At 43.2% G+C, this 12,223-nt stretch carries 14 protein-coding genes; all 14 read right to left on the bottom strand.

Annotation, left to right across the window (positions count from 1 at the left end; genetic code table 11):
* Positions 1-6: 6 nt before the first annotated feature.
* Positions 7-468, bottom strand: a complete 462-nt coding sequence (locus Q4561_RS06470; protein WP_303458487.1) for a type II secretion system protein — start codon at positions 466-468, stop codon at positions 7-9.
* 1 nt (position 469) lies between these two features.
* Positions 470-991, bottom strand: coding sequence for a prepilin-type N-terminal cleavage/methylation domain-containing protein (locus Q4561_RS06465; protein ID WP_303458485.1), 522 nt, complete (start codon positions 989-991; stop codon positions 470-472).
* A 24-nt stretch (positions 992-1,015) separates the two neighbouring features.
* On the bottom strand, positions 1,016-1,603 hold the full coding sequence (locus Q4561_RS06460) for a prepilin-type N-terminal cleavage/methylation domain-containing protein (RefSeq protein WP_303458483.1): 588 nt from the start codon (positions 1,601-1,603) through the stop codon (positions 1,016-1,018).
* 49 nt (positions 1,604-1,652) lie between these two features.
* Positions 1,653-2,141, bottom strand: coding sequence for a hypothetical protein (locus tag Q4561_RS06455; protein WP_303458481.1), 489 nt, complete (start codon positions 2,139-2,141; stop codon positions 1,653-1,655).
* Positions 2,142-2,144: 3 nt separating this feature from the next.
* Positions 2,145-3,374 (bottom strand): type II secretion system F family protein, encoded by a 1,230-nt coding sequence (locus Q4561_RS06450; RefSeq protein WP_303458479.1) that lies wholly within the window; start codon positions 3,372-3,374, stop codon positions 2,145-2,147.
* Positions 3,374-5,086 carry a GspE/PulE family protein gene (locus Q4561_RS06445; RefSeq protein ID WP_303458477.1) on the bottom strand — a complete coding sequence of 571 codons (1,713 nt, stop codon included), beginning with the start codon at positions 5,084-5,086 and terminating at the stop codon, positions 3,374-3,376. Before Q4561_RS06445 ends, Q4561_RS06450 begins: the two co-directional genes overlap by 1 nt.
* Positions 5,086-6,417 (bottom strand): M48 family metallopeptidase, encoded by a 1,332-nt coding sequence (locus tag Q4561_RS06440; RefSeq protein ID WP_303458476.1) that lies wholly within the window; start codon positions 6,415-6,417, stop codon positions 5,086-5,088. Before Q4561_RS06440 ends, Q4561_RS06445 begins: the two co-directional genes overlap by 1 nt.
* Positions 6,414-7,316, bottom strand: coding sequence for an ExeA family protein (locus tag Q4561_RS06435; protein ID WP_303458474.1), 903 nt, complete (start codon positions 7,314-7,316; stop codon positions 6,414-6,416). Before Q4561_RS06435 ends, Q4561_RS06440 begins: the two co-directional genes overlap by 4 nt.
* Positions 7,317-7,318: 2 nt before the next feature.
* On the bottom strand, positions 7,319-9,049 hold the full coding sequence (gene mshL, locus Q4561_RS06430; protein WP_303458472.1) for a pilus (MSHA type) biogenesis protein MshL: 1,731 nt from the start codon (positions 9,047-9,049) through the stop codon (positions 7,319-7,321).
* Entirely contained in the window at positions 9,033-9,395 is a 363-nt protein-coding gene (locus Q4561_RS06425) for an agglutinin biogenesis protein MshK (RefSeq protein ID WP_303458470.1), read from the bottom strand. Before Q4561_RS06425 ends, mshL begins: the two co-directional genes overlap by 17 nt.
* Complete coding sequence (locus Q4561_RS06420) at positions 9,373-10,020, bottom strand: agglutinin biogenesis protein MshJ (RefSeq protein WP_303458468.1); 648 nt, start codon at positions 10,018-10,020, stop codon at positions 9,373-9,375. The genes Q4561_RS06425 and Q4561_RS06420 overlap by 23 nt, the downstream gene beginning before the upstream one ends.
* Positions 9,995-10,621 carry a PilN domain-containing protein gene (locus Q4561_RS06415; RefSeq protein ID WP_303458466.1) on the bottom strand — a complete coding sequence of 209 codons (627 nt, stop codon included), beginning with the start codon at positions 10,619-10,621 and terminating at the stop codon, positions 9,995-9,997. Before Q4561_RS06415 ends, Q4561_RS06420 begins: the two co-directional genes overlap by 26 nt.
* Complete coding sequence (locus Q4561_RS06410; protein WP_303458465.1) at positions 10,621-11,541, bottom strand: agglutinin biogenesis protein MshI; 921 nt, start codon at positions 11,539-11,541, stop codon at positions 10,621-10,623. Before Q4561_RS06410 ends, Q4561_RS06415 begins: the two co-directional genes overlap by 1 nt.
* Before the next feature lie 146 nt (positions 11,542-11,687).
* A complete protein-coding gene (locus tag Q4561_RS06405; protein WP_303458464.1) occupies positions 11,688-12,176 on the bottom strand; it encodes a hypothetical protein in 489 nt (162 codons plus the stop codon).
* Positions 12,177-12,223: the final 47 nt, after the last annotated feature.

Raw genomic sequence — 12,223 nt, 5'->3', positions numbered from 1 at the left:
GTATTGCTAGCAGGCATAAATCGCCCCTTCACCGCTTAAGCACACAGCAAAAGTACTAGCTTGAATGCGACAAGTAGTTGCACAGACAATATTGCTAGGTCTACCCCATCCATCAAAACGAATTTCACTGAAGGTATTGCCATTACTATCGGTTGCTTGGAAAAGCACATCAGTACCAGTAGTTTGAATAACTTGATCATCATCGAAAGACAGAGATAAGGAATTCGCACAATTGTGCAAAGCGGGCGGCGCTATTGCTGTAGCAGTGATTTTCACACAACTGGTGTCTAAGGTATTTTGCATAGCACGAAACTGCATATTTCGAACAAACTGAAGTGTGCGATCGCGAAGTGAAATGGCATCTTCGGTATCGCTACCGAGAAACCGGGGTGCAGCGGTAATCGCTAACACCCCAATTACAATTATCGTGATAATCAGTTCTACTAATGTAAAACCACGATCCTTCACATTATAGAACGCAAGTGTTTACGGTGATTACTGGGCGTTCGCCTTCTGCAGTTGCATTGGTATATTCTACCGCACACGCTGCACCAGCCGCCGAAGGGGCCGTAGTCGCATAATCACCAAATCCTGCATAGTAAATTAGAATTTTTGTAGGCGTGCCCGTTACCACTGCGGTTTGATAATCGCCACCGGTATTACCAATATCTGAATCTAAGATACTGGTAAAGTTAGCAGTTGTTGCAGCATCTGGGTAACCGTATACAACGCTTACCGTAGTGCTGTTTCCAACATTAACACTTTCACTACCATCACTGGTACCGGCTACATCATTAATCAACGATTTACCATAAATCACTGATGATGCTGATTCTAACGAACCGGCCATACCTTGTAACACTGAGTCACGTGCATCGTCTTGAAGATTTAGAAACTTAGGTGCGGCTGTTACTGCCAAAATACCTAACAATACAATTACAATAATTAATTCAATAAGGGTAAAACCCTTTTGCGTTGAAACCGTTTGCATAGTCATATTTCCTGAACGTAAAAATTAAAAAACAGTAACCTGGCCAGTGGCTGGGTTATAGGTAAAGCCGTCATGAGTAGTGCCATCTGGCGTACCATCAGCAGGTGCTGTACTGGTAGGTAGGCCCATAGATTCCACTAGATAATAAACACATTCTGCATTTGCACCTGAGTCGTCCTCACGCACCGCATAACGAAAATCTGCTATCAAGGTATCGTTTGTTGACGTGGTATTCGTTGGCGCCGACTGTAAAACTAAGTCAAAAACATTTTTACACTCGGTACTGTTCACAGTGCTTACTAATGTATTACCTGTACTACTTCCTGTTGGATAACCAATAGTTCCATCTACACCCACTAAGGTTTGGTCGTAAGTAACTACAGTACCGTTACCATTTCCATTGTTTCCGCTAGGGCGACCTTCTACTTCCCATTGCGCACGCACTAAACCAACCGCTGCAGCAAAACCGCCTGCCACACCTTCAACGCTGGCCTCACGAGCTTCGTCTGTCACATCAATAAAGCGAGGTAACGCTGTAGCCGCTAACAAGCCTAAAATGATGACCACAATGATTAACTCAATGAGCGTAAAACCCTGTTGATTCATTTTCATAACATCTCCTTCATTGACGGACTATCGCCGTGTTCTCGGTGTAACATTGCTAATTTTTATGTATAACGCCATTTTTAGCGGTATACATAAACCAAAGTATGTCGTCGATTACATACCTACATTCTAAAAAACCTTGCCTGTCTCGCTGTGCCGTAATAGTAAGTTCACTATTCGCCGCGGTAGTAGAAGAAGATAAGCGGTAAAGCTGCTCGCAGGCTGCATCTTCTGCTTTATCCATCCCTTCCGGCCATCCGTTGCTGTTAATGAGTAACTCAAGGGCTCCAGACTTGTTCTGTGCGACTTTGCCAGTATTTAACAACTGTGTTTCGTATATCCGCACTACACTGCTCTTTGTTTTCAGCCATTGAGCCCGAGCCAACATAACAGTGCGTTCAAACTCTACTTCTACCGTTCGGCGATTTACTTGTTCAGCCTCACTAATAAGTGGCGTTGCATAAAAAACATAAACCGTTGCCAACGCTGAAATTAAGACACCAATTACAATATAGTTGAATAATCCCTTTCTGGCGTCTGACATTCACTACCCACCTTTTACTGCGGACATCATGCTCCACATTGGGGTAAATATTCCTAGCGCTAGGACCAATACCATTACTGCTACAAAGCCAATAAGAATAGGCTCAATTTTGGCGGTCAGACTTTTTAAATCAAAGTCGACTTCACGCTCGTAATAATCAGCACTTTCTTCTAATAACGGCTCTAAACGCCCGGTTTCTTCGCCCACCGCTACCATCTGTAGTACCAGAGAAGAAAATAGCCCGCTGTTCTTCGACACCCTTAACAAACTCTCGCCTTTTTCAATGCCTTGTCGCATCTCTCTGATACGCTTTTGCATGTAGGCGTTGTCGACCGCATCTGCAGTAAGTGAAAGCCCCGCAGTAAGTGGTACACCGGCTTTTAATATCATCGAAAAACTACGGCTGTACCTTGATAATAATGATCGCTCAATAATACTTCCTACGACAGGCAACTTTAGTTTAAATTTGTCCCATGTGAGACGTCCATTAGTCGAATTAACATACTGTTTTACCACGATAATAGTGCCAACAATTATTAGAATAAGAAGCCACCAATAATTGACAAAAAAAGCAGAAGTCCCCATAAGTACTCGTGTCATTAGCGGCAGTTCTGCATCAAACCGACTAAACATTTCAGAGAACACAGGAATCACAAACAAGTTCAAAATAAACATCGCAATAACTAACGCAATAATTACGAATGTAGGGTATCGAAGTGCCGACTTTATCCGTTTTCTTGTTTCTTGTTCACGCTCAAAATATTGCGCTAACTGTAAAAAAACATCGTCTAACTTACCGGTGCTCTCGCCCACCACGACCACTGAAATAGTTAACTTAGTAAAAATTCTTTCGTATTTTGTCATCGCGCTAGATAAGGTTCTTCCCTGCTCTAACTGACTAGAAATATCTTTTAAAATGGTTTTGAAATACTTGTGAGATGCATTTTCACTAAGGCCGTTAATAGCGCGAATAATCGGTATGCCCGCTTTAAGCAGTGAATACATTTGGCGAGAAAAGATAATCAGTTCATCCAGCCCAATCGAAGGTGCAAACAGATTATTTAGGTTAATACCTTCTTTCTCGCCCTCATTACCTTTCGACTCTACAATGCTCAAAGGCACAATTTTTTGCGCCAATAGCGATTGCGCCGCCATTTTTTCGGAGCTAGCTTCTATAACGCCATTTTTACTGTCACCAGAAGGTAACTTGCCTGCATATTTAAACTGTGGCATTAGCTATTAAGTACCTCAGGCACTACTTCAGCCACTTTGAATACTTCTTCTAGCGAAATTTTACCTTCTGCGGCGTAATCCAATGCCATGTGCGAAAGCGGTATGAAGCTTTTATTCTCCTTAGTGGCATCGACAAAACCTTGTGTATCATTGCTGCGCAACGCTTCCATCATGCTTTCATTCATTTCTAGAAATTCGAACACACCTATTCGTCCACGATAGCCAGTGTGGTTGCAACTGTTGCATCCCTTGCCATGATGGAAACGGGCTTCACTTAACGATGGATTTAGAAATTTAACCCAGGTCATTTCTTGACTGGTTGGCTGCTTTTCAACTTTGCAGTTTTCGCAAATACGCCTGACTAGTCTTTGCGCTAAAACGCCTCGTAATGAGGTGGCAACCAAGTAAGGTGCAGCGCCCATGTCAATCAAACGTATTGCACTGGTTACTGAGTCATTGGTGTGAAGGGTACTTAATACCAAGTGACCGGTTAACGCGCCTCGTAACCCAATTTCAACGGTTTCTTGGTCTCGCATTTCCCCCACCATGATGATGTCGGGATCTTGTCTTAATGTGGTACGCAAAATAGCGGCAAAATCTAACCCTATTTTTTGGTTAACTTGAACTTGGTTAATTCGTGGTAACCGATATTCGATAGGATCTTCTACCGTAATAATTTTACTGTTCGGGCTATTAAGTTCGCTTAAGGCACCATATAAAGTGGTGGTTTTACCTGAGCCGGTAGGCCCTGTAACCAAAATCATGCCATGAGGTCGGTGAATAGCCGTTCTAAATCGCTCAGCCATGGCTGAAGGCATACCGGTTTGTTCCAAACTCAACAACCCAGCAGACTGGTCTAGCAAACGCATAACCACTGCTTCGCCGTTTGATACAGGCATTGTAGACACACGTACATCTAAGGTGTGCCCTTTCACTTTAATATTAAAACGTCCGTCTTGAGGTAAGCGTTTTTCAGAAATATCCAAGCCTGACATTAGCTTCAAGCGAAGTACCAGTGCAGAGGCTATCTTCACTTGGTTTAGTATATTTTCTTGCAACACCCCATCAACCCGTTGTCGAATACGAAGCGTTTTTTCATCAGGCTCTATGTGGATATCCGAAGCACGCACTTGTACCGCATCTTCAAAGATGGAGTGTAATAGTTTAACGACGGTAGCATCAGAGGTAGAGTCGTCTAACGCTGAAAGCTCAAAGTCGACATCGTCGTCATACTCTTCATCAAGCTTTTCGGCGAACGAAGCAATCTCTTGTGTACGACGGTAAACCGTATCAAATGCCTCTAGCATCTGAGTTTCTTGAACGATGGCAAGATCTAGGGTTCTTGGTTCAAATAAGGGGCCTAATTGATCGAGCCCGCCAAGATCCGTTGGATCACTCATGCCTAACAGTACCGAGTCGCTGTCGGCTTCAATCACTAATGCGCGATATCGACGGGCATAAGTTTCTGGCAATAACTGGGCGTGTTCAGGGTCAATTCTACGCTGTGTAATATCTAAAAAAGGAACATTAAGTTGCTGCGCCAAAAAGCGTAAAAGTTGGGGCTCACTAATAAAGTTAAGCTGAATAAGCGTATCACCCAGTTTCCTTCCAGATGCTCGTTGGGCTGAAAGAGCCTGCTCTAACTGTTCACTTGAAATAATGTTTTCATGAACTAAAAGGTCGCCCAAGCGCATTTTTAACCGAGGTCGCATTAATATTGCTCCTGTAATACATGTAAACGCTGGATAACGTACTGCTCAGAATCAGCAGATAGGCCGCCTTTACTAATCGCACTGGTATAGGCTTGTGTAGCAAGCGCCGTATATTCTAGTGCTTCACTGCTGATGCCTAGCGCCAACCACCACTTACCCAAATTAGGCTGTAATTTGGTCATAGCAGAAAACGCTGACATGGCCTTCTTATGGCTTTCAAGCGCCTGCGCCACCGTACCTTTTATGATTAAGTAATCGGCGCGCTTCTCGGTTAATGCCGTTATATCCAAATCGTCTGGCATAATAGCGAGTACATCAGCATATCGAGTTTGCTCAATAAGTATTTTTGCAGCCAGTTCTCGCCACAACAAATTGGCAGGTTGGGACCGCATTCCTTGGGCTAAATAAGCTAGCGCTTCGTCGGAATTGTTTTGACCATACAAGAGGGCAACTAAGCGTTCTCTTGCACTGTTATTTTCTGGGCTTGCTTCAAGCGCGCGCATGAAGCTGTCTTGTGCATCTTCAAACATGCCAAATTCGAATGAACGAATACCCGCAGCCAAATGCACTTCACTTTGTTTTTCCATCGATTTGGGCGCGACAGAAACATTATTCTGCCGGGTTACCATGCCCACTGATGTTGATGACGCGGCTTCGCTTGTTGAAGCCATCGCATTCATTTCAACGCCATTTTTAACCATGACATTCGCTTCAGGGCTTTCATTAGCTACAAGGCTGCCATTAGTACTGTCAGTCGCACTTAAGATAGCTTTAGCGGGTTCTTCAGATACAGACGCTCTATTATCAACGGCTGGTTCTCGTACCTCAGTTAGCTTTTGTCGCGCCTCAGCTTGAGCTCGATAAGGCGCCTCATCATCGTCGCTATCTTGGGTAAACGCCTGTGCAGCTACCGAAACCTGTTGCTGTTGTGCCGCTATGTCTGCACTGTCTAATGGTGTAGCTTGCATGCCTTGTTGCGCCGCTGTTGCGTCAGCAGGCTGTTTTTCTGTAGCAGCTTGTTCTAGGATTTTCTGGTTCGGGGCTTTTGGCTCGAGCGCGCTTTGCTCAATCCCATCTACAAGCTGCGAATCATTCGAAGATCGTTTTTCGTTTTTTGTATTCGCTTGGGGCGACGTTATGGCCGGGTCGCTAAGCTCTGCATCTTTTGAGCTAGATAGCACTACCCACAATAGTGCCAATACCACTAGCACGACCAAAATCGTACGTTTTACTGGAAACTGACGGGTGACATTCACAGTAGGAGGCAGGCCAAAATCGTCCGAACTATCACGGGCATCCAGCGACTTAAGTGTGTTATTGAGTAGGCTCATACGCTACCCCAAGGGACTAGCTCTACTAAACCAATTAACACGATTGCAAACATGGAAAACATGATAATGCTTTGGCGCGGCACCACGCGTCGCTTACAATCTTCCGTATCTAATGTGGCATTCAGTGCATGCTGCCAATTTACCCGCGCTTTGCCTTGTCCATAGGCATGCAGTAACATTTTATGGCACATGATATTCACTAGCCTAGGTGTGCCCTGCGTAACCATAGAAATAAAAGTACACAGGCTATTGGGGATAATCGATTTTTCGCCACCAGCCGTCATCAGGCGATGTCCTATGTAATAGGTTACTTCTGATGACGTCATACTTCGCAACGTATAAGAGAAGCTTATGCGCTGGCGAATTTGACGCACTTTCTTGTGCGCCAAATTTTGATCTAATTCAGGTTGCCCAAATAGTACAATCTGCAGCAATTTACTTTTTTCCGTTTCCAAGTTACTAAACAGGCGCAACATTTCTAGCGCATCCCAACTGAGCGACTGAGCCTCATCAATAATAAGTACAGCTTGTTTGCCTTCTCGTTTTAAGGTGAGCAGTTGTGCTTCAATAGCATTGTGCAAATTCGGACGTTCTGTCTCGGTATCTAGTTTTATGCCGAGCTCTTTAGCAAAAGATAAACGGAGTTCATCGGGCGACAGGTACGGATTAGGTAAATAACAGGCAACAAATTTGTCAGATAAATGATTGATCAACTTACGACAAAGCAGGGTTTTCCCTGTTCCCACTTCTCCCGTTACCTTGATAAAACCTTCAGACATACTTAGTGCAGATAGAATAACTTTTAGGGCTTCATTATGAGGCGCTAACGCACAGAAAAACTCTGTATTTGGCGTAAGCGAAAATGGCATCTCAGTGAAGTCGAAAAAGTCTTGGTACATAATTAGTTTCTATACCACTTTTCTAACAATGACTGAGTACGCTCACGTTGCTTTTCCCACGAATCTGGTTGCACAACAGAGGGTCTAATCAAAATAACAAGCTCTCTCTTACTTTGCGTTTTGCTGATATTTTTAAACATATTGCCTAATAACGGGATATCGCCAAGCAGAGGTGTTTTCGATTCTTGGTCGCTCGTTACCGTTTCCATAAGCCCACCGATAACGACGATTTCGCCATCTTGAGCACGAATAACTGTATCTGATTCACGAATATTGCTTTGCGCCAAAGGCAGTTGTATTTGTTGGTCGCCCACTTGAATAACCTTGGTTTGTTCTGCCGTTTCCGTAACCGACGGATGTACGTGCAGAATAACTGAACCACTACGGTCAATTTGAGGCGTAACATCTAGCGCAATACCAGAGAAGAAAGGGGTAAGTTCAATATCGTTTTCGTTCTCGGTACTAGTTGTACTTTGATCTTCACTGGTAGACACATCGGTAACAAAGTATTCATCTTGACCTACTTTGATCACAGCTTTCTGATTATTCGTTACCGTTACCCGAGGGTTACTCAACATTTGAACGTCGCCCTGGGTTTGTAGCATATTGATAACGCCGTCAAAGTCACCAGCGGCAATACGAAGTGTAGACACGCCACCAATATCCGTAGATATAGTGTTACCAATGCTGTTTACTGCGTTAATAGCAGGGTCGATACCTGACGCCGCATTAGCTGCGAAATTCGAGGCCAAACTACCGCCACTAAGGCCGAAGTTTAAGCTTCCGGTTAAACCACTTGCGATCCGATCCCAGCGTACACCTTGTTGGTATGCGTCACTTAAGGTCACTTCGATAATACGCGCTTCTAGCACTACCTGCCTTTGTAGACTTTCTTGGCTTTGCATTAAAAAGTCTTTTACTACCGCTATTTCACTGGGTAGTGCACGAATAGTGACAAGCCCTGCTTGTGGCGAGACCACCACCTTGCGACCTTCTGTAGGCGACACTAATGCCGCTAAAGCTTCTTTCAAATCCTTCCAAAAATCGTTTTCACTGGTAGTTTGAATGTTAGAGCCATTAAGCTGCTGAATATTGTTACTGGTTCCGTTTTGACCGCCCGCACCAGATTGCACACTCGAATTATTATTGCCGTTAACACCGCTGCTGTTGCTATTACCATTGCTTTGATCTTGCTCGCTTACACCACCGGCAATAACGCTAACATTAGACACGCCAAACCGTTTTATCATTAGGAAGTTGACCGGAATTGACTCTGTTTTCAATTGAGCAGGTAAAACTTGAATTACTTTTCCTTCAACAAATACATCTAGCGGGTACATTCTTGAGATGATTTTAATCACCTCATCAAGTCCAACTTGCTTAAGGGTTAAACTGATTTTTCCACTCACCCCTGGATGCACAGCAACGCTGTAAGGGGTATCGTCAACCAAGGCATCAAAAAACGGACGTACATCTACGTTATTCGCAGCCACATCAAACTTAGCGGTTTGACTTAAGCTAGGTGAGGTATTGAAGCCGCCTACTGAAGACAACAACTCTTGCGCTAACTGAGGTGGTAATGCTGGCTTGGCAACAGGCTGATTCTGCCGTTCCAATTCATCGCGAATGTGAGGCTGAACTTTTTCTCCCACGCCGTAAGACTGGCAACCTGTTAGCGTTGCCATTACCGTGAATAAAATTGCGTTGTAGATACCGTTACTTTTTAAGTTCATATGAATATAATCTGAGTGTTTTCCGCTGACGTCCGTTTGCAAGCTCTACGTCACGTCGATTAATTTTAGATATCACATACTCGCCAATAGCGTCGCCTTCGCTATAGAACTCGCCGGATATAATGGCTGTAAGCTTCTTAGATTTCTTAAAAATAGACTGTAAAACCATACCGCCATTTTGCGGCACTTGGGTTTGAGAAGATTTAACTGCCCCCAATACAGCAGGACGAGTAGGATCGACTGCGCTAACCGCGCTACCTACAAACATCAAGTTCGCTGCCAGCAGGGCAACAAGGCGTGTTGTAGTAGTGCCCACGGCACGCTTACAACGAAATAAAGGTTTCATTATTACTTACCGTCGCTAGTTGCATCGTCAATTTTGCCGATGGGTACTCACCAACTTCATAGTCGAACGCTGTCACCACTACTTTTTCATCTGCATTTTGCAAACTAGCAAGATAGGCACGAACGGCAAAGAAGCCTCCTTCAATGACCAGCGTCATGTTGTGTCTGTAAAATACGGCGCTTTGCTCTTCACCATCTCCAAAGCGGATGGCCTGAGTAGCATCCACTTGAAAATTTATTAAACTGACATCGTCTTGCTGGTTAAGCAGGGTCATTAGCAATTCAGGCATACGATCTGCCGCAACAAACCCTTCATCCAGTGTTTTCAATTTTTCGTCAATGGCGATTAATGCTTTTAGTTGTTTATCAATATCGCTTTGAACACGCTTTTTATAATCAATAGAAAGCGCTTCATGTAGGGCATCTCTTTTAATTAAAAGCGCTTTTTCTTCGCTTAGCTTCTTCTGGTGAACTTTGTTTAAGCTGTCTAGCGTATCTAGTTGAGTCGTAATCCCTACCCAAATAAAAAGATAGATAAGTAACGCCAAACTGCCGTAAAAAATAAGGTTCTTTTCACGAGGCTGTAAACCTGAAAACTTATCAGAGAGTTGTTGCCATTGGCTCATCACCCTCTCCTTCTAGTTGTGTAGATATCACAAACTTTTTCACTGATTCTTGACCATCAACTTGCTTTAAGTTAACCGCAGAAAAAGACTTCCCTTTGAAAAAGGGAGACTGTTGTAACTGCTTTAACCACGTTGGAATTGATGACGGTTGCTCGGTTCTTCCAGACAATTTAATAATATCTGTGTTGATTGATATGCGGGTTAGCCACAAATTGGGGTTATGTTGGCTGGCCAAATCATCCATTACCTCCCCATACTGGGTAGCATCGAAAGATAATTCGCCGTGTTCTAGGTAGGTAAAAAGCTCTTCTTTGTTTTTTAATGTCACCTTAAGTGAAGCGAGCTTGTCTTTTAGTTTCTGTGTGTCTCTTTTGTATTTGAGTGCAAGTGCTAGAGAATCAATATCTTTCTGTATCGAGACCACACTTGCCGTCAGTGTGTCGTTAGCACTTTGCTTGCTGCTTTCTACTGTGCTTAACACCACACAGATGAGGATCAATATTACTGCTGCAGCACCATTCACCCGAACTACCTTCGAAAGAGGTAATTTTTCTTTTTTTGGTTTAAGCGATGCTTGGTATAGATTAATCGTACGTTTCATTATGATTTTACTGCCTCCGCTGTCACTGCTAAGGCACTGGCTAGTGCGTAGTGACAGGCTGGGTCTACCACATCAGCAAGAGGTAAGTCGGGCACTAATGTACCCATATTGACAGGTTGAAAAGGCTTTAACCTCTCTATGATTGGCGCACTATCGACCTGAATTTTAAATAGTATTTCTTTTAGTGGAGGCTGCTTTAATTGTGATTCGTAGAAATCCATAGACCGTTGTATTTCTAAGCCAAGAGCATCAGTAACTTGCGCAATATCGACTTGCTCATTAAATTTACTTACAAACCCACGCAGCCTTCTGGCAAGCCAAATAGTTCTTGCCCGAATTATCATCACAAAGGGTTCACTACCAGGCTCTTGAATAATTAGCAAGCGGGCATAGTCGTCGTCAGGCAACATCTCAGTTGTAAGCACTTCTTTCACATGGATGTGTGATAACTGTTTTGTTTTTAGTTTTGCTAGCTTGGTCACTAGCTTAGATAATTCGGATTTGTCTGCAGCGAATACATCAATTTTCTGTCCACCCATGCGATCTTTCACAGGGTAATCGATATAATCTAAAACGATATTAGAAGATTCGTAGGGTACGAGGTCACCCAGGGTCCAAGGTAAGGCATTAACAATATCAACTTCAGGCACATCTGGTTTTTCCACCTGCACCATATGATAAGACTCTTGCGATAAGGTAATGGCAACCGAGCAAGCTTGTTTTCCCATATCAGTTAGCACTGTAGTAATGATATTTTCAATATCACCACCAGAAGATAAGTCGTGCTTACTGTTGCTATGTAATTGCCAAATGTTTTCTTTTTTCTCCACTGCTACTACATGCATTTCTGATGCACATATTGAAACACCAACCACTAAGTTAGGCGCTTTATTTTGAGAAGAAAACATTCTAAATTGCATAAGCCCACTTTGGTTAAGATTTCGCGGTTAAAATTTCGAAGTTAAGTGGCAGGAAAGATACAATAGAAAGCCACGAATAAACACTTTATCTATTGAAAAGTAGACTAATTATCTACAATAAACAAGCGGATGAAAAACCATACCTATTAATTAGTTACCATACCTTTGCGTGGGTAATAATTAAAATATGGACCGGAACTAAGGCTATATTGACACCAAATTTGATCGTCTTCATCGTCTCCCTCACTAACAAAATCGGCGCGAACTTTATAGCCATCTACACTGAGTGGTATAGCCAATAAAGCTGACCAAATTTTCTGACATCCCTCGGCGGTATTTTTGCCGGCTGGCCAGCCCAAATCATTCATAGTGACGGGCGCACGATCAATCTCGTTACCGTTTTTATCGTAGTGGATAAACATTATGATAGAAGTTGGTTTCTGTGCCCGCCACTTCCAGTGCGCATTTAGTGCATGTTCTTCAAACTTTTTAGCTAATTTTCTAAATTGAGTTTCAGATACATTATTGGTTTGTGAACCGACTTGGCTAATAACATAGCCAAACACGCCAACTAAAATGAGTATGGCTAACACGGAGGCGCATGATTGAATGAATGATTTTGTTGATTTGTTCACGTGAACGTTCCTTCCCTTTCTCGCCTTTATATTAACGGCAGAAATCA

The sequence above is a fragment of the Alteromonas sp. 1_MG-2023 genome, from assembly GCF_030547075.1.
GTDB lineage: Bacteria > Pseudomonadota > Gammaproteobacteria > Enterobacterales > Alteromonadaceae > Alteromonas.
The sequence above is the reverse complement of the archived record's forward strand: the minus strand, read 5'-3'. Positions and strand labels throughout refer to the sequence as shown.

What these genes read in the sequence shown, in the direction of transcription:
- Q4561_RS06445 (WP_303458477.1), bottom strand. Translation starts at nt 5,086, where the DNA reads ATGCGACCTCGGTTAAAAATGCGCTTGGGCGACCTTTTAGTTCATGAA.
- Q4561_RS06455 (WP_303458481.1), bottom strand. Translation starts at nt 2,141, where the DNA reads ATGTCAGACGCCAGAAAGGGATTATTCAACTATATTGTAATTGGTGTC.
- Q4561_RS06440 (WP_303458476.1), bottom strand. Translation starts at nt 6,417, where the DNA reads ATGAGCCTACTCAATAACACACTTAAGTCGCTGGATGCCCGTGATAGT.
- Q4561_RS06450 (WP_303458479.1), bottom strand. Translation starts at nt 3,374, where the DNA reads ATGCCACAGTTTAAATATGCAGGCAAGTTACCTTCTGGTGACAGTAAA.
- Q4561_RS06435 (WP_303458474.1), bottom strand. Translation starts at nt 7,316, where the DNA reads ATGTACCAAGACTTTTTCGACTTCACTGAGATGCCATTTTCGCTTACG.
- Q4561_RS06425 (WP_303458470.1), bottom strand. Translation starts at nt 9,395, where the DNA reads ATGAAACCTTTATTTCGTTGTAAGCGTGCCGTGGGCACTACTACAACA.
- mshL (WP_303458472.1), bottom strand. Translation starts at nt 9,049, where the DNA reads ATGAACTTAAAAAGTAACGGTATCTACAACGCAATTTTATTCACGGTA.
- Q4561_RS06460 (WP_303458483.1), bottom strand. Translation starts at nt 1,603, where the DNA reads ATGAAAATGAATCAACAGGGTTTTACGCTCATTGAGTTAATCATTGTG.
- Q4561_RS06465 (WP_303458485.1), bottom strand. Translation starts at nt 991, where the DNA reads ATGCAAACGGTTTCAACGCAAAAGGGTTTTACCCTTATTGAATTAATT.
- Q4561_RS06410 (WP_303458465.1), bottom strand. Translation starts at nt 11,541, where the DNA reads ATGCAATTTAGAATGTTTTCTTCTCAAAATAAAGCGCCTAACTTAGTG.
- Q4561_RS06415 (WP_303458466.1), bottom strand. Translation starts at nt 10,621, where the DNA reads ATGAAACGTACGATTAATCTATACCAAGCATCGCTTAAACCAAAAAAA.
- Q4561_RS06420 (WP_303458468.1), bottom strand. Translation starts at nt 10,020, where the DNA reads ATGAGCCAATGGCAACAACTCTCTGATAAGTTTTCAGGTTTACAGCCT.